General features: G+C 65.8%; 17 protein-coding genes and 3 pseudogenes. 15 read left to right on the forward strand and 5 right to left on the reverse strand.

Annotated features, from left to right (window positions below; translation table 11 throughout):
• Positions 1–9 precede the first annotated feature (9 nt).
• Genes WS69_RS21640 through WS69_RS21650 form a run of 3 tightly spaced genes read left to right on the forward strand, consistent with a single transcriptional unit; the run spans position 10 to position 3832 of the window.
• Positions 10–1485, forward strand: coding sequence for a glucose-6-phosphate isomerase (locus WS69_RS21640; RefSeq protein ID WP_059472926.1), 1476 nt, complete (start codon positions 10–12; stop codon positions 1483–1485).
• Complete coding sequence (locus WS69_RS21645; RefSeq protein WP_059472724.1) at positions 1482–2666, forward strand: glycosyltransferase family 4 protein; 1185 nt, start codon at positions 1482–1484, stop codon at positions 2664–2666. The genes WS69_RS21640 and WS69_RS21645 overlap by 4 nt, the downstream gene beginning before the upstream one ends.
• Positions 2666–3832 (forward strand): glycosyltransferase family 4 protein, encoded by a 1167-nt coding sequence (locus WS69_RS21650; RefSeq protein WP_059472725.1) that lies wholly within the window; start codon positions 2666–2668, stop codon positions 3830–3832. The genes WS69_RS21645 and WS69_RS21650 overlap by 1 nt, the downstream gene beginning before the upstream one ends.
• A gap of 238 nt (positions 3833–4070) precedes the next feature.
• On the opposite strand, the gene WS69_RS21655 is transcribed toward WS69_RS21650, so the two are convergent.
• Entirely contained in the window at positions 4071–4838 is a 768-nt protein-coding gene (locus tag WS69_RS21655; RefSeq protein WP_059472726.1) for an AraC family transcriptional regulator, read from the reverse strand.
• A gap of 46 nt (positions 4839–4884) precedes the next feature.
• Entirely contained in the window at positions 4885–5226 is a 342-nt protein-coding gene (locus WS69_RS21660) for an FKBP-type peptidyl-prolyl cis-trans isomerase (RefSeq protein ID WP_059472727.1), read from the reverse strand.
• Positions 5227–5718: 492 nt separating this feature from the next.
• Between WS69_RS21660 and WS69_RS21665 the strand changes: the two genes are divergently transcribed.
• The 4 genes from WS69_RS21665 to WS69_RS21675 all read left to right on the forward strand — a co-directional run bounded on the left by WS69_RS21665 (position 5719) and on the right by WS69_RS21675 (position 8565).
• Positions 5719–6627, forward strand: coding sequence for a metal-dependent hydrolase (locus tag WS69_RS21665; protein ID WP_059472728.1), 909 nt, complete (start codon positions 5719–5721; stop codon positions 6625–6627).
• A gap of 321 nt (positions 6628–6948) precedes the next feature.
• Positions 6949–7071, forward strand: a complete 123-nt coding sequence (locus tag WS69_RS35325; protein ID WP_269434756.1) for a hypothetical protein — start codon at positions 6949–6951, stop codon at positions 7069–7071.
• Positions 7072–7447: 376 nt separating this feature from the next.
• A complete protein-coding gene (locus tag WS69_RS21670) occupies positions 7448–7867 on the forward strand; it encodes an MbcA/ParS/Xre antitoxin family protein (RefSeq protein ID WP_059472729.1) in 420 nt (139 codons plus the stop codon).
• Positions 7858–8565, forward strand: coding sequence for an RES family NAD+ phosphorylase (locus tag WS69_RS21675; RefSeq protein WP_059472730.1), 708 nt, complete (start codon positions 7858–7860; stop codon positions 8563–8565). The genes WS69_RS21670 and WS69_RS21675 overlap by 10 nt, the downstream gene beginning before the upstream one ends.
• Positions 8566–8633: 68 nt before the next feature.
• On the opposite strand, the gene WS69_RS21680 is transcribed toward WS69_RS21675, so the two are convergent.
• A complete protein-coding gene (locus WS69_RS21680; protein WP_059472731.1) occupies positions 8634–9368 on the reverse strand; it encodes a metallophosphoesterase in 735 nt (244 codons plus the stop codon).
• A gap of 143 nt (positions 9369–9511) precedes the next feature.
• Between WS69_RS21680 and WS69_RS21685 the strand changes: the two genes are divergently transcribed.
• The 3 genes from WS69_RS21685 (at position 9512) to WS69_RS21695 (ending at position 11116) form a co-directional block, all read left to right on the forward strand.
• Positions 9512–10165: a DUF1345 domain-containing protein gene (locus WS69_RS21685; protein WP_059472732.1), complete on the forward strand. Its 654-nt coding sequence runs from the start codon at positions 9512–9514 to the stop codon at positions 10163–10165.
• Between the two features lie 140 nt (positions 10166–10305).
• Positions 10306–10767, forward strand: a complete 462-nt coding sequence (locus WS69_RS21690) for an SRPBCC family protein (protein ID WP_059472733.1) — start codon at positions 10306–10308, stop codon at positions 10765–10767.
• Positions 10751–11116 (forward strand): ArsR/SmtB family transcription factor, encoded by a 366-nt coding sequence (locus WS69_RS21695; protein WP_059472734.1) that lies wholly within the window; start codon positions 10751–10753, stop codon positions 11114–11116. Before WS69_RS21690 ends, WS69_RS21695 begins: the two co-directional genes overlap by 17 nt.
• A gap of 21 nt (positions 11117–11137) precedes the next feature.
• Here WS69_RS21695 and WS69_RS21700 read toward each other — a convergent pair.
• Together WS69_RS21700 and WS69_RS31800 are read right to left on the reverse strand one after the other, a co-directional pair.
• Positions 11138–11695 (reverse strand): annotated as a pseudogene (locus WS69_RS21700) (oxidoreductase); the annotation flags it as partial.
• Positions 11691–12841: pseudogene (locus tag WS69_RS31800) on the reverse strand (MFS transporter); the annotation flags it as partial. The pseudogenes WS69_RS21700 and WS69_RS31800, both read right to left, overlap by 5 nt.
• A gap of 102 nt (positions 12842–12943) precedes the next feature.
• Here WS69_RS31800 and WS69_RS21710 point away from each other — a divergent pair.
• From WS69_RS21710 to WS69_RS21730, 5 genes and pseudogenes are all read left to right on the forward strand, one after another.
• A pseudogene (locus WS69_RS21710) lies at positions 12944–13818 on the forward strand (LysR substrate-binding domain-containing protein).
• A gap of 627 nt (positions 13819–14445) precedes the next feature.
• Complete coding sequence (locus tag WS69_RS21715; RefSeq protein ID WP_059472736.1) at positions 14446–16035, forward strand: amino acid adenylation domain-containing protein; 1590 nt, start codon at positions 14446–14448, stop codon at positions 16033–16035.
• Positions 16032–16292, forward strand: a complete 261-nt coding sequence (locus WS69_RS21720) for an acyl carrier protein (RefSeq protein WP_059472737.1) — start codon at positions 16032–16034, stop codon at positions 16290–16292. The genes WS69_RS21715 and WS69_RS21720 overlap by 4 nt, the downstream gene beginning before the upstream one ends.
• A 93-nt stretch (positions 16293–16385) precedes the next feature.
• A complete protein-coding gene (locus WS69_RS21725) occupies positions 16386–17291 on the forward strand; it encodes a chlorinating enzyme (protein ID WP_059472738.1) in 906 nt (301 codons plus the stop codon).
• A gap of 3 nt (positions 17292–17294) precedes the next feature.
• Complete coding sequence (locus WS69_RS21730) at positions 17295–18092, forward strand: thioesterase II family protein (RefSeq protein ID WP_059472739.1); 798 nt, start codon at positions 17295–17297, stop codon at positions 18090–18092.

Here is an 18092-nt window from a genome sequence, read left to right on the forward strand (position 1 = left end):
GCGGCGACGATGAGCGTGACGACCCTATCCCTTCCCGCATCCGGCCGGGTCGCGAGCCGGCGAAAGTTACTGAGCGATCCGAAGCATTGGGTCGCGCAGGTGGGCTTGTGGTCCGTCACCGCACTGCTGATCGCCGCGCATCAGGGCGCGATCTTGACGTATGGTTTTCCGTGCCTCGCGATCGCGGCCGGCTTGTGGCTGTATTTCACGAGTCCGGCGCGCTATGTCGGCTTCATGTGGTGGATGTGGTTCCTGAGTCCCGAGGTGCGACGCCTCGCCGACTGGTCGAAGGGGGCGTATACGCCGACGAGCCTGATCCAGATCGCGCCGCTCGCGGTCACGATGATCGCGGGGTTCGGCTTGCTGCGCCATTACAGGGTGCTCGCCGAGCGGCGCGGATTGCCAGTGCTGCTGATCCTGTCCGGCCTGACGTACGCGTTTCTCGTCGGCGTCGTGTCGAGCGGGCCGCTTGCCGCCATCTACGACCTCGCGAACTGGCTCTACCCGGTGCTGATCGGCTTTCACATCGTAGTGAATTCGCGCGACTACCCTGAGTATCGCAAGGTGATTCTGTCGACGTTCGTCTGGGGAATGCTCGTGATGGGCATTTACGGCATCGTGCAGTTCTTCGTGATGCCGAAGTGGGACGTGCTGTGGATGGTCGGCGCGCAGATGAGTTCGCAGGGCGATCCGGCGCCGTATGGCGTGCGTGTGTTCAGCACGATGAATTCGTCGGGGCCGTTCGCGTTCGCGATGATGGGCGCGCTCGTGTTCATGATCGCCGCGACCGGGCGCGTGCGCTGGATTGCGGGCGCGGCCGGCTTCATCTCGTTCTGCCTGTGTCTCGTGCGATCGACATGGGGCGGCTGGGTGATCGCGCTCGTGATCCAGCTCGCGAAATCGAGCAATCGCGTGCGCGTGCGGATCGTCGGCAGCGCGATCGTGCTGGCCGCGCTGTGCGTGCCGCTCTTGACCGTCGGTCCCGTCGCGGACCGCCTCGGCCAGCGCCTGCAATCGATCACGAACCTGAAGGATGACCGCAGCTATGACGATCGCAACAAGTTCTATGCGACGTTCGCGCAGACCGCGTTTACCGACGTCGCGGGCGAAGGGCTCGGCGCGACCGGCGCGTCGACGAAGTTGTCGAGCAGCAACGGCGATCTCGGCAAATACGGCAGCTTCGACAGCGGCGTGATGAACGTGCCGTTCGTGCTCGGCTGGCCCGGCACGCTGCTCTATCTGTTCGGGCTCGTGTGGCTGCTCGGCCGCGTGCTGCGCGCGTCGTTCCGGCTGCGCCGCGACAAGTTCGTCGCCGCGTGCCTGAGTCTCAGTTTGTCTGTCTTCGCGATGCTCGTCTTCACCAATTCGTTCATCGGCACGGGAGGGCTGTTGCTGTTCATGAGCATATTTTCGATCTTGTCCGCGGCGCATTGGCAAAAGCAACAGCGCGCGAGCGCCGCGCGTTTTCCGGGAGCCGACCAGTGAGAATCGTCATCGTCACGCACGTCGTGCGGCATAACGACGGCCAGGGACGCGTCAATTACGAGATCGCGCGAGCGGCGCTCGAGGAGAACTATCAGGTGACGCTCGTCGCGTCGCATGTCGCACCGGAACTGCTCGCGGATGCGCGCGTGCGCTGGATTCCGGTGAAGGTGGGCCGCTTCTGGCCGTCGCACCTCGTCAAGCAGCAGGTGTTCGCGATCAAGAGCGGGTGGTGGCTGCGCAACCATCGCGATACGTACGACGTGCTGCACGTCAACGGCTTCATCTCATGGGTGCGCGCCGACGTGAATACCGCGCACTTCGTCCACGGCGGCTGGTTCGCGAGCCCCTACTACCCGTTCGGCTTGTCGAAGGGGCTGTGGTCCGCGTATCAGTACCTCTATACGCGAACGAATGCGCTGCTCGAACGCTGGGCGTACCGCCGCTCGCGCGCGATCACGGCCGTGTCGCGGAAGGTGGCCGACGAGATCGAGCGGATCGGCATCGACGGCGACCGGATCGGCGTGATCTACAACGGCGTCGACACGCAGGCGTTCGCGAACGCGGCGCCTGATCGCATTGCATTCGGTTTGCCATCCGAACCATTCATGCTGCTGTTCGTCGGCGATCTGCGCACGCCGCGCAAGAACCTCGGCACCGTGCTGAAGGCGCTGACGCGGCTGCCGCCGGACGTGCATCTCGCAGTCGCGGGGTACTTGCCCGGCAGCCCGTATCCGGACGAGGCGCGTACGCTCAAGATCGATTCGCGCGTGCATTTCCTCGGGCTTGTCAAGAACATGCCGACACTGATGTCGTCCGTCGATGCGTATGTGTTTCCTTCGCGCTACGAAGCAATGAGCCTGTCGCTGCTCGAAGCGATGGCGGCGGGGCTGCCTGTCGTGACCGCCCACACCGCGGGCGGCGCGGAGATCATCACGCAGGACTGCGGGATCGTGCTCGACGATCCCGACGATCCGGCCGCGCTCGCGCAGGCGATCGAACGCCTTGCGCGCTCGCGCGAAGCGTGCCGCGCGATGGGCGAGGCGGCGCGCAAGCTGATGGAGGGATTCGGGTGGGCGCGCATGGGCGCGCAATACATCGCGCTGTATCGGCGGCTGCGCCATTCGTCGCAGTCGCCGTCGCTCGCCAGCGCCGAGCATGCCGTGACGCAGGAGCCATTGTAATGAAGCACACCGTAACGTCGATCAAGTCACTGCAAATCGGCATGCATTGGTTTCCCGAACGCGCGGGCGGGCTCGATCGCATGTATTACGCGCTCGTCGGCGCGCTGCCTGGCGCGGGCGTCGCGGTGCGCGGCGTCGTCGCGGGCTCCGAGCGCGTCGCGGCCGACACGGGGGGCGCGATCCGCGGCTTCGGTCCGGCGACGTCGTCGCTGCCGCGCCGGATGATCGCCGCGCGCCACGCGCTGCGCGACGTGGTTCGGATCGAGCGGCCGGACGTCGTGTCGTCGCATTTCGCGCTGTACACGTTCCCCGGTCTCGACGTGACGCGCGGCATTCCGCAGGTGTCGCATTTCCAGGGACCGTGGGCGGACGAGAGTCACGTCGAAGGCGCGGATTCGCTCGGGCAGAAGGTCAAGCACCGGCTCGAACAGGCGGTCTATGCGCGCTCGCTGCGGCTCATCGTGCTGTCGAACGCATTCGGCCAGATTCTCACGTCGCGCTACAACGTCGATCCGGACCGCGTGCGCGTCGTGCCGGGTTGCGTCGACACCGCGCAATTCGATCTGCCGATGACGTCCGCCGACGCGCGCCGCAAGCTGCAACTGCCGCAGGACCGGCCGATCGTGCTCGCGGTGCGGCGGCTCGTGCGGCGCATGGGGCTCGAGGATCTGATCGACGCGGTGAAGATCGTGCGGCGCCGGCATCCGGACGTCCTCCTGCTGATCGCAGGCAAGGGGCGGCTCGAGGGCGAATTGCAGAAGCGGATCGACGACGCCGGACTGGGCGACAACGTGACGCTGCTCGGCTTCGTGCCGGACAACCATCTGGCCGTGCTGTATCGCGCGGCGACGCTGAGCGTCGTGCCGACCGTCGCGCTCGAAGGGTTCGGCCTCGTCACCGTCGAATCGCTCGCGTCCGGCACGCCGGTGCTCGTGACGCCCGTCGGCGGGTTGCCGGAGGCGGTCGCCGGCTTGTCCGAGGCGCTCGTGTTGCCCGAGATCGGCGCGCGCGCGATCGCGGACGGGCTGACTGCGACGTTGTCGGGCTCGCTCGTTCTGCCGGATGCCGATGCGTGCCGGCAGTATGCGCGCGAGCATTTCGACAACGTGGTGATCGCGCGGCGCGTCGCGGAGGTTTACGAGGAAGCGATTCGGGCAGGAGCGTGATGCGCGGACGCGGCGTTCGGGCGTTCGCCTACCCGCGCGCAATGCGCGGTGCGAGCGGATGGGCCGCACTGCATCGTCGTGGGTTTTCTGGCGAGTTTGGCCGAGGCAGGACGCCGTGTGGCGCAATGCCGCCGGCCGAACGTTTTCGAACGATGTGCGCAGGCGTTGCGCGGGCCGTCGTGCGTTTCCCGTATCGTCGGACCGCTCGAACCGGCGGCCGACTGCGTGCGCCGAAAATTCAGTGCCGATCGCCGCGCCACTGCCCGGGCGCGAGTCCGAACCGTTTCGTGAATGCGTGCGTGAACGCGCTCTGATCGGCGAATCCGACTTCGCCGGCAATATCGGTCAGCGAACGCTTCGGATCCCCTAGCAATACGACAGCGGCGTCGAGCCGCAGCCGTTGCAGATAGCGATGCGGCGTTTCGCCGAAAGCGTCGCAAAAGAGCTGATGGAAACGCCGCATGCCGAAGCCGCAGTGGGCGGCGAGATCGGCGATTCGCAGCGGCTCCGCGAGATGCGCGCGCAGCCAGCGGTCGATCCGCGCGAAGTCGAGCCCGGCGGCCGGCCGCGGCGACGCGCCGCCCAACTCGCCGACGAGCGCACCGCAGAGGCGCGCGGCTGCCTGCCAGTGGAAGCGCCGGACCGACGCGACGTCGACGCGCGGCTCGGGTGCGACGCGCGACGCGAGTTCGCCGACGAGCGTTGTGAGACTCGGATCGATCGGCGTCGTCTTTGCGCGCTCGAACAGCCGCTCGGGCACCGCGAGCGATCCGAGCGGCAGGTCGAGCACCAGTTGGCTGTTGTTGCCGAGCCCCGCGTATTCGTGCCGCGAGCCTGCCGGAATCAGCCAGGCGGAGCGGCAGTCGATCCTTTCGTCGGCGCCGTCGACCGTCATCGTCATCGAGCCGTCGACGCCGAGCACGATCTGATGGAAGTCGTGCACGTCCGACTCCTGCATGGCGCTGTAGCGGCGCAGCGAGAGCGTCGGCGAAGCGAGGCGGGCCATGATGCGGCGACGATCGATGGTCGTCGACAACGGAGCGATGCCGGCGTCAGACGTCGAGCAGCTCGACTTCGAACACGAGCGTCGCGTTCGGCGGAATCACGCCGCCCGCGCCGCGCGCGCCGTAGCCGAGTTGCGGCGGGATCGTCAGACGGCGCACGCCGCCCACCTTCATCCCTTGCACGCCTTCGTCCCAGCCCTTGATGACCATGCCGCCGCCGAGCACGAACGCGAACGGGTCGTTGCGGTCCTTGCTCGAATCGAACTTCTGACCGTCGGTGAGCCAGCCGGTGTAGTGGACGCTCACCGTCTGGCCCGCGCTCGCTTCGGCGCCCGCGCCTTCGGTCAGGTCTTCGTATTTGAGGCCCGATTCGGTAGTGACGACTGCCATGAAATGCTCCTGAAGGAAACGAAATGATCGTTATTGTAGGGGAGCCGCGCGATCTCGGCCGGATTTCCCGGCGCGCGCGGCTTGGCGGATTCGCGCGATGCGGCCGAAAAGCGGTCCGAGATTGCGTTTACGAGACGGGGCAATAGCGGGCACAACTACGCCGAAACGTCCGCCACACCTGGCTCTGCGGCGCGCCTCACGGCGCTTTGCGGCCGCCCGTCGTTTGGAAGGCCGCCACTAACACGCGCCTTGCTTATCCGCGCATCCTCGCCATATTGTTTCAGTTATTAATGTAAAGGTTGGCGGCCGAACTGCGAGCGCGCGGTGGCCGGCGCCGCGTGACTCGGCAGGTGCCGACGGTATGCGGCGGCCGGTGCGCGAGCGACCCGGCGTCGAACCGTCGAATTGCGCGAGCCTTTCGCCGGCGGATGCGACGCCGGCCGGCCTGACCCGCATCGACACGGCCAACGATCGCTCAGATAGGAGACATCGATGAATCAACCCGCGAAGTCGACGGACCCCGTGTTCGTCATGCCCGTGCGCCGCGACCTGCGCTTCCATCTGCCGGTCGAGCGTGCGACGAATTGGCACGGGCAGGGCTCGCAAGTCTCGCATTTCTTCAACGCGCTGTCGCTGCTGTTTCCGGCGGGCGAACGCTTTTTCATGGATTCGGTGCGCAACTACCGCGACCGGATCGACGATCCCGTGCTGAAAAAGCAGGTGCTCGGCTTCATCGGTCAGGAGGCGATGCACACGCGCGAGCACATCGAGTACAACGAACTGATGCAGGCGAACCGCCTGCCCGCACGCAAGCTCGACAAGCGCGTGTGGAAGGTGCTCGGCTGGCTGAAGAAGGTGCTGCCGCATTCGGTGCAACTCGCGCATACGGTCGCGGCCGAGCACTACACGGCGATGCTCGCGAACTGGTTGCTGTCCGATCCGGCCGTGTTCGCCGGCTCGCACGAAGGCTACAAGCAGATGTGGCAGTGGCACGCGCTCGAGGAAACCGAGCACAAGGCAGTGTCGTTCGACGTGTGGAACGCGGTGATGAAGCCTGGTCCGAAGCGTTATCTGATTCGCGTCGGCATTTTTCTCATGACGACGCTGACGTTTTGGCCGACCGTGTTCCTGCTGCATACGCGCCTGATTCGTTCGGACCGCTACGCGGATCATCGCGTGCGCGGCCTCTGGCGCGTGAGCAAGCTGCTGTACGGACCGCGCCACGGGATGTTCCCGAGCATCGCGCGCGAATGGCTGAGCTTCTTCCGGCCGGGCTTCCATCCGTGGGACCACGACAATCGCCATCATCTCAAACGCGTCGACGGCATCGTCGCGGCGACGCAGGCGCGCGACGCGCAGACGCTGCCGCCGATCGATCTCGACCGCGCGAAGCCGGCGTGAGCCGGCGCGATCGGCCGGGCCGTCGCATTTGACAGCGCGCCCGATGGCGCGTCGCCGCCTGCGATGGCCGCGCGGCCATCGCATGTCGCACGGCGCTCGTTTGCGCGTCGTCGGTTTTCCCGGCCGGTTCCGCACGCGCTCGAAGGCAATGAGAAAAATTTCACGAGCGCAGCATTTTTTCTCGTCACGCAGCGAAATTTCGACGCTTGACCTTTGCGCGCGTGGCCGGTCTCGCGCGCTTGTGTCGAAGGACGAACGCATGCGTTTCGCCTCGCGCACGCGTATGCGACGATCGCGGGCACACGCGTGAAGTGATCAGGGATGGGCGACATCGCACGTTGCGAGTTCGGGGTGGTCGATTCATCCGTTGTTTTTCGGTTCGACGAAGCCGTGACCACCCGGCGCAGGCGCGCGATGGCGGCGACGGGAAAGCGCTTTCCGTGATGCGGATTCGCGGCCGGCACAGACTGGCGCGTTCGGCGGCTTCGTGCCGCCATGCCGTTGAATCGGTCTGTCGCCCTTTCGTTTCTCCGTGTCGTCGAGTCATTCGGCGATGCTGCTGCCTGCCGCCGACCTGCCGACCTACCGACCCGCCGATTCGCCGACCCGTCGATTCGTCGACCGCCCAAGCCGCCCACGCAGCTCAACTTGCCCAAAGCCGCTCGTCCGTTCCAAATCGGCCGAAGCTCCACCACCTCACGGCGTTCAGACCGCGCCAACCGCCCCAATCCGCCGCTTATTGGGATCCGCCATCATTTTTCTTGCAATGATCCAAAAATGGACTAATCTTGTTAGTAGATTCATTTTGAGACTAACCGCCATGTCCCATCCCGCTCTGAAGCCGCTCCCGAATCCGCCGGAGGCGACGGTCGCGCAAATGTCGGCGGCCGGCCTGCGTGCATTCTTCAACATCGCGCGCGACTGGGATCTGTCGACCGACGAGCAGATCGTCCTGCTGGGCTCGCCCGGCCGCTCGACGTTCTTCAAATGGAAGGCGTCGCCGCAAACCGCGCGTCTCACGCACGACACGCTCGAGCGCCTGTCGCTCGTGCTCGGCATCTACAAGGCGCTGCAGATCCTGCTGCCGCAGCCGGCCGCGGCGGACGCGTGGGTCAAGCGTCCGAACGACGCCGTGCCGTTCAACGGCAAACGCGCGCTCGACCGGATGCTCGCGGGGAACATCAGCGATCTCGTCGCGGTGCGGCAATATCTCGATGCGACGCGAGGCGGATGGGCGTGAATTTCCCCGAACGGCAGACGAACTGGCCCACCGCGGCGCTTCACTGGATGCCCGCCTATCGCGTGATTCCCACGCGCTTTCCCGCGATCAACCTGTTCGACCGCGTGGCGTCGGCCGAGGATTTCGACGCGCTCTACGCGCTCGAGGCGCTGACCAACGACCGCGTGCGCACCGAAGTCGGCGTGCTCGGTCTCGTGCCGCCCGACGAGCGCCGCTTCGGGCCGGGCTACGGGCCGATCATGGCGGCGTTCACGCACCTGAATCCGAACGGCAGCCGTTTCTCGGACGGCAGCTATGGCGTGTTCTATTGTGCGCACACGCGCAATACGGCGATCGCGGAGACGCGCTACCACGCGTCGCTGTTCCTTGCCGCGACGAAAGAGCTGCCGATGCGTCAGCAGATGCGTCTCTACACGGTGGTCGCGCAAGGCGGGGTCGCCGACGTGCGCGCGTGGCGCGAGCGCGATCCGGCGCTCCTCGATCCCGTCGACTATACGGCCGGCCAGGCATTCGGCCATGCGGTGCGCGACGCGGGCGGCGCGGGCATCGCGTATCCGTCGGTGCGGGATCCGGGCGGCGAGTGTCTCGCGGCGTTCAGGACGACGCTGTTGCGCGATTGTCACCATGCCGCGTATCTCGAATACAACTGGAACGGCGCGTCGATCGACGCGGTGTTCGAGCTGAATCAGGTCGGCTGAGCGCGCGGGCCGGGCACGACGCCGCTCGGCGGCGGCGCGGCGGCGCGCACCGAGGCAGTCGAATCGCGTCAAGGCAGCGGGACGTCGGCCGCGCTCTGGTGGCGTGCGGCCGCGACCGACAGCGACCAGCATTTGCCGCTTTTCGTGTCGAGCAGCGTGAGCCGGCCCGACGGATCGAACGCGCCGGTGTCGATGAAGGTCTGCGCGCCGATGCGCACGACGTCGTGCATCGGCGTGTGCCCGCAGTAGGTGGTCGACAGGCCGTTCTGCCGCGCGGCCGGATCGGTGCGCCCGTACGCGAGCTCGCGGCCCCACAGCAGGCGCGTGATCACGTCCGGCGCGTAGTCGCCGCGGTCGAGGTCGGCATCGCTGCCGAAGAATTCCGCGTGCAGCACGTTGAAGCGCTCGTTGCCGTCGCCGACGACGCGCACGAGCGGCAGCTCGCGCAGCCGCCGTGCGTGGCGTTCGAGCGTCTCGGCGGGCAGATCGACCGCCCAGTCGCCGCCGATGCGCTGCCAGACGCTCATCGGCAGCCTGCCGGCGGCGACCGAGCACAGCACGTCCTCGTGATTGCCGAGCACGCAGTGGAACCACGGGCGGTCGAGCAGCGCGAGCGCCGCCTCCGACTGTGTGCCGCGGTCGACGAGGTCGCCGACCGAGAACAGCCGGTCCCGCGCCGGATCGAAGCGCACGGTGTGCAGCAGCACGCGCAGCGGGTCGACGCAGCCGTGCAGATCGCCGACGACGAAATCGCGGCCGGCATGGTTCGCGGTATGGCGACGGATCAGGGGAGCGGTGTCCATTCGCCCATCTTAGGACACAGCCGCGCTTGGCGCAGCGAGACAACATGACGATAATCGCTGCGACGCGACGCGACGCGACGCGACGCGACGCGACGCGACGGCGTGAACTTTCACTCGACTTTCGAAGATCCCGGCGAGAAACCATGACGTTCTATCCGCAAGTGCTGCGCAATCGCCCGCGCATGGTGATCGCGGTCGCCATCGGCGCCGCGCTCGGCCTGCTGTTCCCTTACCCGCTTCGGCCGTTCGCGCGCATTCTGATCGGCTGGGATTGCACGATCTGGCTGTATCTCGTGCTGATGTGGGTGAGGATGGTACGCGCACATCATTACAAGGTGCGCGAGATCGCGATGCGCGAAGACGAGAGCGCGACGATCGTGCTGACCATCATCTGTTTTGCAACGGTCGCGAGCATCGCCGCGATCGTGCTCGAGCTCGTCAGTGTGAAGAGCGTCGGATTTCGTTCGGGCCTCGGGCACTACGCGGTGACGGGCGCGACGATGTTCGGCGCGTGGTTCCTGATTCCGACGATCTTCACGCTGCACTATGCGCGGCTCTACTATCTGTCGCCGAAGGAAGCGCGCGCGCTATCGTTTCCGGATCGCGAATTCGAGCCCGATTATTGGGATTTCCTGTACTTCTCGTTCACGATCGCGGTCGCGTCGCAGACGTCGGACGTATCGCTGCGCGGCCGGTCGATCCGGCGCGCGGCGCTCGCGCAGTCGATCCTGTCGTTCTATTTCAACATGGCGGTACTCGGGCTGTCGGTCAACGTCGCGGCGGGGCTGCTGAGCTGAAATCGAAGGATCGGACGTTGCATGCTGCGTCAGTCGCGCATTCGCGCATATACCGCGGCGTCCGGGCGATTTTCGTAATATGCAGCCGAATCCTTGCATTTCCCGGATGCGCTGCCGAATCTGCAGCCAGGAGGCTGCATATGAACACATCGACCGATCGTATCGAAAAGCGGATCGTGCTGCACGCGCCGCGCTCGCGGGTGTGGCGCGCGCTGACGAACGCCGATGAGTTCGGCGTGTGGTTTCGCGTCGACCTGACAGGGCAGGCGTTCGAAGCGGGAGCGCGCGTCGAAGGCCGCATCACCTATCCCGGCTATGAGCATCTGGTGCTGCGGACGTGGGTCGAGCGGATCGAGCCGGAACATCGCTTCTCGTATCGCTGGCATCCGGCCGCGGTCGATCCCGCGGTCGACTACTCGCAGGAGACGCCGACGCTCGTCGTGTTCGAGCTCGCCGGCGCCGAAGCCGGCACGCTGCTCACCGTCGTCGAATCGGGCTTCGACAAGCTGCCGATCGAGCGCCGCGCGGACGCGTTCCGGATGAACAGCGGCGGCTGGGACGAGCAGATGAAGAACATCGCCGCGCATGTCGACGCGCGCTGACGGGCGGCCGTCGCGCGCGCCGCTCAAGCGCGCGCAGCTGCGCGATTGCGCGGCGGTGTTCGCCGCGCTCGGCGACGAAACCCGCCTGCGGATCGTCGCCGCGCTGTGCACGGGGGCGGCGCTGTCGATCGCGCAGATTACCGCGGGCACCGACATCACGCGACAGTCGGTCACGCAGCATCTGCAGGTGCTTGCGGAAGCGGGGCTCGTGCGCGACACGAGGGTCGGGCGCGAGCGGCTGTGGCGCTTCGAGCCCGCGCGAATCGACGCGGCGCGGGCGGCGCTGGAAGCGATCGGGCGGCAGTGGGATCAGGCGCTGCTGCGGCTCAGGCAGGCCGTCGAAGAATGACGGCAGCGCCGCTCGCCATGCTTACTCGACGCGTTCGGCGACCGGCATCGCGGCTTCCTCCGCGAGCGACGGGTAATTGGTGAGTTCGCGCGCATCGCCGTCGAACAGCGTCTCGCGCCGATGCGCATTCCACGGCGCATGCTGCCGGATCCGCGCGGGCAGATCCGGATTCGCGACGAACGGACGCCCGAACGCGATCAGGTCGGCCCAGCCTGCGGCGATCGCCTCGCGTGCACGCCCCGCCGTGTATTTGCCCGCGTAGATCATCACGACGCGATAGGCGGCGCGCAGCCGCTGCTTGAACGACACCGGCATGTGCGGCGCGTCGTCCCAGTCGGCTTCGGCGATGTGGATGTAGCCGACGCCGATTTCGTCGAGCAGCTTCGCGGCCGCGGCATACGTCGTCTCGGGATCGGCGTCGACGCAGCCGTTGAGCGTCGTCAGCGGCGCGAGACGGATGCCGACGCGCGCGGCGTCGCCTGTGCCTTCGATCAGCGCGCGCGACGCCACCGAGGAAGCGCAGCGGTTCTCGAGCGAGCCGCCGTATGCGTCGGTTCGCATGTTGGCGTTCGAATCGATCGAGGCGGCCGCTCAGCGCCGTTAGCGCGAGCGCGCCGAGCGTGACCGTGCCTGCGATCCACGGCGTGTGGCCGAGGCCGGCGTGCGCGACGACGAGCCCGCCGAGCGACGAATCGCCCGCGACGCCGAGATTGAATGCGGCGATGTTGAATCCCGATGCGACTTCCGACGATCGAGGCGCGAAGTGCCGCGCCTGCTTGACGCCGTAGTCTTGCAGACCCGGCGCGTTACCGAACGCGACGGCGCCCCAGGCGAACATCGTCGATATCGCGAGCGCCGCGTGGTGGACGGTGAAGGTCAGCGCGAACAGCCCGACCGAGAGCGGCAGGAAGATGCGCTTCAGCGCGCCGACCGGGCGGAGACGATCCGCGAGCTTGCCGCCCCAGACGTTGCCGGCCGCGACCGACACGCCGTAGGCGACGAGCGCGAGACTCGCCTGCGACGGCGTGAAGCCCGCGATCTGCTCGACGAACGGCGCCATGAACGTGAACGCGATCAGCGAGCCGCCATAGCCGATCGCCGTCATCGCATAGACGAGCAGGAGCCGCGGATGCGCGAGCGCACGGGCCCGCTCGACGAGCGGCGCGGGGCGCGCATGCGGGAGGCTGCGCGGGATGAATTCGAGCGCGCCGACGAGCGCGACGCCGCCGAACGTTGCGACGACGACGAACGTCGTGCGCCAGCCGAAGTGCTGGCCGATGAACGTGCCGAGCGGAATGCCGGCGCCGAACGCGACGGTCATTCCGCTGAACATCGTCACGATCGCGCTTGCGGTCTTGTCCTTCGGCACGAACGTCGTCGCGATCACGGAGCCGATCGGGAAGAACACGCCGTGCGCAAGCCCGGTCAGCACGCGTGCGACGATCAGCGGCTCATAGCCGGGCGCGCGCCATGCGACGAGGTTGCCGATCGTGAAGAGCGCCATCAGTGCGGTGAGCAGCGTCTTGCGCGGCACGCGGCCAGTCAATGCGGTCAGCAGCGGCGCGCCGACAGCGACGCTCAGCGCGTAAAGGCTCACGAGCAGCCCGGCGGACGGCAGGCTTACCCAGAGAGCGGCTGCGAAGGTGGGAATCAGGCCGGCATCACGAACGCGGCCGTGCCGATGGCGAAGGCGCTGAGCGTCAGCGCGAGGAGGGCGACGGGCATGATGGCGGTTCCGGCATCGATGGAGGCGAAGCGGAGCGTGCGCCCTTTACTTTTGATGAATAAGCGGTCTATAAGCGAAATACTTTTGATTTGAAATCAAGCATGAAAATCACGCTCGACGAATTGCAGACATTCGCGATCGTGGTCGACACGGGATCGATCACGGCGGCCGTGCAGCAGCTTGATCTGACCGTGTCGGCGACGAGCCGTACGCTCGGCCGGCTCGAGAAGAAGATGCAGGACGCTGCTGCGCCGGACGACGCGTCGTCTGGAACCGACCGAGGAGGGACGCGCATTCCTGCAGAACGCGCGTGCAATCATCGAATCGGTCGAGCGTGCGGAAGAACAGATGGCTGCGCGTCGATGCCGCGACGCCGTTCGTGCTGCATGTCGTCGTGCCGCTCGTAAACGGCTATCGCTCGCGCTATCCCCACGTCGAACTGGAGCTCAACAGCAACGACGAGATCATCGATCTGCTCGAACGCCGCACCGACGTCGCGATCCGGATCGGTCGCCTGAAGGATTCGACGCTGCATAGCCGTGCGATCGGCAGCAGCCGGGTGAGGCTCCTTGCGAGCCCTGAGTATCTGGACGCGCACGGACTCCGCGGCGTGTCGACGACCTCGGCAAGCACGCGCTCCTCGGCTTCAACCAGCCGGAATCGCTGGATCAGTGGCCGGTGCTCGCGTGGGACGGCGAGCCGTACCGGATCGCGCCGGCGCTGACGTCGTCGAGCGGCGAAACGCTCTGGCAACTCGCGCTGCAGGGTGCGGGAATCGCTTGCCTGTCCGGCTTCATGACCGCGGGAGACCCGCGACGAAGGGCGGCTCGTGCAATTGCTTCCACGCCTGACGTGCGAAGTGTTGCAGCCGATTCACGCGGTTTATTACCGCAATACGGCGATCTCGTCACGAGTCGTGTCGTTCGTCGATTATTTGGCTGACGAAATGAAACGCATCGGATTACAACGCGCGTGATGCGAAAATGTCGCGCGTCGAATCGGCAAGCGCATCGAGCCTGTGGCGAGATGCGCTTTCATTCTTTTTTGGCGCGCATTCAATGCGGCGCAGCGCTTTCCAGTCGTGCAAACAAACATAACCGCATGCGAAGCGGCACACTTCGATCCACGTATTTATTTAGATTGCCAAAAAAGACATCAACAAACGCTTAAATAACTACTTCGGCCTTATTCTTCGATCGCGCTGAAATCGTGCAGGTATATTCTGGAAGTGATCTAAGTAATTCCACGGGGAATTTCATCTAGCCTATCAATCAACGAATGCGGCGACGAACGACGCGCATTCGAGCCGACGCCGCACAACACGCACCCGCCTGTTCGATGCGCGCTCGCCGGCGTTGCATCCGAGCGCGGGCGCGCCGCTCCATCGACAGATCGGCGGCGCATCGGCAGAACGATTCGAACAAGCAGTCAGCAGTCTGAGAGAAAGCAGCAAGCAGTCAAACGACGAGGGGCCGGTAGTCGTTGACGAACGGACGTGCATCGCAGGCGCGCATGCAGGGTCGTTCGCTCGTCTGCCGGTGCGCAATGCCGCCTGAATCTCGAAGGTGCCCGTAAAGAGACATCGCAAAGAGGATTCAGTCAGATGGCCAGACACATCGTTCAAGCAATCCAGTCTCATGCGTTCGGCACGCCGTACAAATGCGCGTTGTCCGATTCACGCGGCAATCTCAGCTACGCCGATCTCGACCGTTTCAGCACCCGTTTCGCGATGCGTCTGCAGGAGCTGGGCTGCCGCCCGGGCGATCGCGTCGTGATGCTGGCGAGCCGCCGCGCACTGTTGGTCGCGGCGATCATCGGCGTGTTCAGAGCGGGCTGCATACATGTGCCGCTCGATCCGCGCCTGCCGGCCGACCGTCTGCGCTACATTCTGCACGACGTTGCGCCGACGCTCGTGATCGCCGACGAGGACTCGACCGACGCGCTCGAGCACGCGCTGCCGTCCGCTGCGCCGATCCTGCCGGTAAGCGCGCTCGAGCGACTCCTCGCCGACGACGATTCGGCACGGCTCGATGCGCTCGTGCAGCCGCTGCCGCTGCCGCCGCTCGACGAAACCGCGATCGCGTACTGCATCTACACATCCGGCTCGACCGGCCGCCCGAAAGGCGTGCTGATCAACCACCGCAGCATCGCCGACTTCTTCGAAGGCACGCGCGTCGTCTACGACGTCACGTCGCAATCCCGATGCGCGAGCTTCTCGCCGCTGCATTTCGACGTGTATCTGATGGACATGCTGTTCCCGCTCGCGCAGGGCGCGTCTTTGTACGTGCACGACGACGTGAACGCGCCCGACTTGCTGTTCGACGCGATTCGCACGCACGACGTCACGCATTTCTCCGCGTGGGGCATGATGCTCGGCTTGATCGCGCAGGCGGGCGAATTTGAGACCGCGCCGCTGCCGCACCTGAAGACGATCCTCACCGGCACCGACGTGCCGGACGTGAAGACGATCCAGCGCTGGCTCAGGAAGAACGCGGGCGTGCAGGTGATCAATGCATACGGTCCGACCGAGGCGACCTGCGCGTCGACTGCGCACGTGATTCGCGAGATCGAGCCCGAGCGGCGCGCGCTCTATCCGATCGGCAAGCCGCTCGAACACGTGCGGGCGCTGCTCGTCGACGAGCGCGGCGAGCGGATCACGGCGCCAGGCGTGCCGGGCGAGCTGATGATCGGCGGCACGCAGGTGATGCAGGGCTACTGGAATTTGCCGGAGGAGACGGCGGCGCGGCTCGTTCGTCTGGACGGCGTGCCGTTCTATCGGACGGGCGACGTCTGCACGTATCTCGCCGACGGCAGCCTGTACTACATGGGCCGCAAAGACAACGAAGTGAAGATCGGTGGCTATCGAATCCATTTGAGCGAAATCCAGCGGGTCATCAACAGCGTGCCGCACGTGTACGGATCGGAGGTCGTGCTGCTCGAATCGCGCTACGGCGAGACGCTGCTCGCCGCCAGCGTGCTGTTCGAGCGGGGCGCGTCGCTCGATGCCGACCTGCAGGTCGATGAGATCAAGCAACGCCTCGCAGCGGAGCTGCCCGCCTACATGATGCCTCGCCACGTCACGGTTCTCGAGCGGTTTCCGCAGTTGTCGTCGGGAAAGACGGATCGCAAAGCGCTTCTGTCGATATTGCAACAACGCATCAACGAAAGTAACCAGGAGGAAATGAATTCATGAAAACCGAAACGATGTTGATTCAGATTCTGGAGAGCGTGATTGGCGCCAAGAAAGTGACGGGCGATGCCCGTTTTCTGGACATCGGCGGCAATTCGCTCAATCTCGTCGAAGTACTGAAGCAGATCAAGGCGAAAACGGGCGTCGCGCCGTCTCCGAGGCTGTTCTTCGACAAGACGCGCTCGACGGTGATGGCGTTGAGCGCCGAAATCGACGCATTGCGCGAACTCAGCAACACGGCGGCCCCGGTCGCGGGCTGATCCGGAGGGCGTTTCACGAGCCGCGCGAGCGGCGGCCGCGACAAGCGGATTTTTCAGGACATGGCGCCTTGCGCCATATTTAGGAGAACTGATATGCAAAAGCGTTTTCACCTGTCGGAAGCCGAGCAGAAGTTCTTTTACGAGAACGGCTATGCCGGTCCGTTCACGCTGTACGAGCCGGAAGAAATGACCCGTGTCTGGGAAGACGTGCGAATGGATCTGCTCGACGTGACGAGGGCGGCGTTCCCGAACAGCAAGCTCAACTACGACCGCCATCTCGACATGCCCGCGCTGAACCAGATCATCAGTCATCCGAAGATCGTCGACCGGATCTCGAGCATCCTCGGCCCGGACGTGCTGAGCTGGCGCACCGAATGGTTCCCGAAATATCCGGGCGACGAAGGCACCGACTGGCACCAGGCCGAGAGCTTCGTCGAGTTCGAGGGCACCGAGAAGCTCGAGCCGACGGCGGCCGAAGAAGGGCACCCATGGGAGCTGACCGCGTGGGTGGCGATGAGCGAGGCGACGAAGGAGAACGGCTGCCTGAAGCTGATGCCGGGCAGCCACCGCACCTGGTACTTCGACGAGAAGCGCAACATCCCGTTCGAGCCGGAGAACTTCAACAAGCGCGTGCTCGACGACGGCCAGAAGTCGGGCTTCTACGGCTACGACTACGAGAAGCTGAAGCTCGATCCTGACTGGAAGCCGGATGAGGCGCGTGCGGTGCACATGGAAGTGAAGCCGGGCCAGTTCTTCATCTTCACGTCGCGCTGCATGCACGGCTCGAATGCGAACACGAGCAAGGATTCGGTGCGCTTCGGCTGGGCCACGCGCTTCGTGCCGACCCACGTCAAGGTCTACTCGGGCCAGGACTCGTTCCACCACTTCGGTGAAGTGCTGCCGCTCGAGCGCTACGCGACGGTGCTGGTGGCGGGCGAAGACCGCTATGGCCATAACCGCGTGACGAAGCCGCTCGCCGCCGTGGCGGCGCTCGCTTAAGCGATGGACGGCGCCGACATGAATGCATGCGAGGCCCGCTGGTTCCTGTTCGGCGCCGACGAACGGAAGCCCGACGCGCGAATCCGGCTGTTCTGCTTTCACTATGCAGGCAGCGGCGGGTCGATCTTCCGGCACTGGGCCGCGTCGCTGCCGGACGAGGTCGAGCTCGTCGCCGTGCAGATGCCCGGCCGCGAGAATCGTCTGAACGAGCCGCTCCTGTACTCGATGGACGAAGTCGCATCGCCGCTCGTCGACGCGCTCGCACCGCTGCTCGATCGGCCGTTCGCGTTCTTCGGGCACAGCACGGGCGCGCTGATCGGCTTCGAGGTCGCACGGGTGCTTCGCGCCCGTGCTCACTCGCAGCCGCGGCTGCTGATCGCGTCCGCGCAGAACGCGCCCGACGTGAAGCCGGAGGTGATTCGACATCGGCTGTCGGACGCCGAGTTCGTCGAGGTGCTGCGCGGCTGCAACGGCACGCCCGATGCGATTCTGGAGGATCCGGCGCTGCTCGAGCTGCTGCTGCCGCGGATTCGCGCGGACGGCGCGGTGTTCGAGACGTATCGCTACGAGCGGCAGGCGCCGCTCGATTGCCGGATCGTCGTCTTTCACGGCGTCGACGACGGTCTCGTGCACGACGACGGGCTCGCCGGCTGGGTGCGCGAGACGCGCCAGAGTTTCGCGCGCTACCGGTTTCCCGGCGACCACTTCTTCATTCACGACGAAGAGGCGTCGGTGCTCGAACACATCAACCGCGAGCTCGAGCCGCTCTTGAGCGACGCGAGCTCCACTCTAATCGGATAA

The sequence above is a fragment of the Burkholderia sp. BDU5 genome (assembly GCF_001522845.1).
GTDB classification, from domain to species: Bacteria; Pseudomonadota; Gammaproteobacteria; order Burkholderiales; family Burkholderiaceae; genus Burkholderia; species Burkholderia mayonis.

Coding starts and splice junctions, on each gene's coding strand:
- WS69_RS21640 (WP_059472926.1), top strand. CDS start 10: ATGAGCGTGACGACCCTATCCCTTCCCGCATCCGGCCGGGTCGCGAGC.
- WS69_RS21650 (WP_059472725.1), top strand. CDS start 2,666: ATGAAGCACACCGTAACGTCGATCAAGTCACTGCAAATCGGCATGCAT.
- WS69_RS21655 (WP_059472726.1), bottom strand. CDS start 4,838: ATGGCCCGCCTCGCTTCGCCGACGCTCTCGCTGCGCCGCTACAGCGCC.
- WS69_RS21660 (WP_059472727.1), bottom strand. CDS start 5,226: ATGGCAGTCGTCACTACCGAATCGGGCCTCAAATACGAAGACCTGACC.
- WS69_RS21665 (WP_059472728.1), top strand. CDS start 5,719: ATGAATCAACCCGCGAAGTCGACGGACCCCGTGTTCGTCATGCCCGTG.
- WS69_RS35325 (WP_269434756.1), top strand. CDS start 6,949: ATGGGCGACATCGCACGTTGCGAGTTCGGGGTGGTCGATTCATCCGTT.
- WS69_RS21670 (WP_059472729.1), top strand. CDS start 7,448: ATGTCCCATCCCGCTCTGAAGCCGCTCCCGAATCCGCCGGAGGCGACG.
- WS69_RS21675 (WP_059472730.1), top strand. CDS start 7,858: ATGGGCGTGAATTTCCCCGAACGGCAGACGAACTGGCCCACCGCGGCG.
- WS69_RS21680 (WP_059472731.1), bottom strand. CDS start 9,368: ATGGACACCGCTCCCCTGATCCGTCGCCATACCGCGAACCATGCCGGC.
- WS69_RS21685 (WP_059472732.1), top strand. CDS start 9,512: ATGACGTTCTATCCGCAAGTGCTGCGCAATCGCCCGCGCATGGTGATC.
- WS69_RS21690 (WP_059472733.1), top strand. CDS start 10,306: ATGAACACATCGACCGATCGTATCGAAAAGCGGATCGTGCTGCACGCG.
- WS69_RS21695 (WP_059472734.1), top strand. CDS start 10,751: ATGTCGACGCGCGCTGACGGGCGGCCGTCGCGCGCGCCGCTCAAGCGC.
- WS69_RS21715 (WP_059472736.1), top strand. CDS start 14,446: ATGGCCAGACACATCGTTCAAGCAATCCAGTCTCATGCGTTCGGCACG.
- WS69_RS21720 (WP_059472737.1), top strand. CDS start 16,032: ATGAAAACCGAAACGATGTTGATTCAGATTCTGGAGAGCGTGATTGGC.
- WS69_RS21725 (WP_059472738.1), top strand. CDS start 16,386: ATGCAAAAGCGTTTTCACCTGTCGGAAGCCGAGCAGAAGTTCTTTTAC.
- WS69_RS21730 (WP_059472739.1), top strand. CDS start 17,295: ATGGACGGCGCCGACATGAATGCATGCGAGGCCCGCTGGTTCCTGTTC.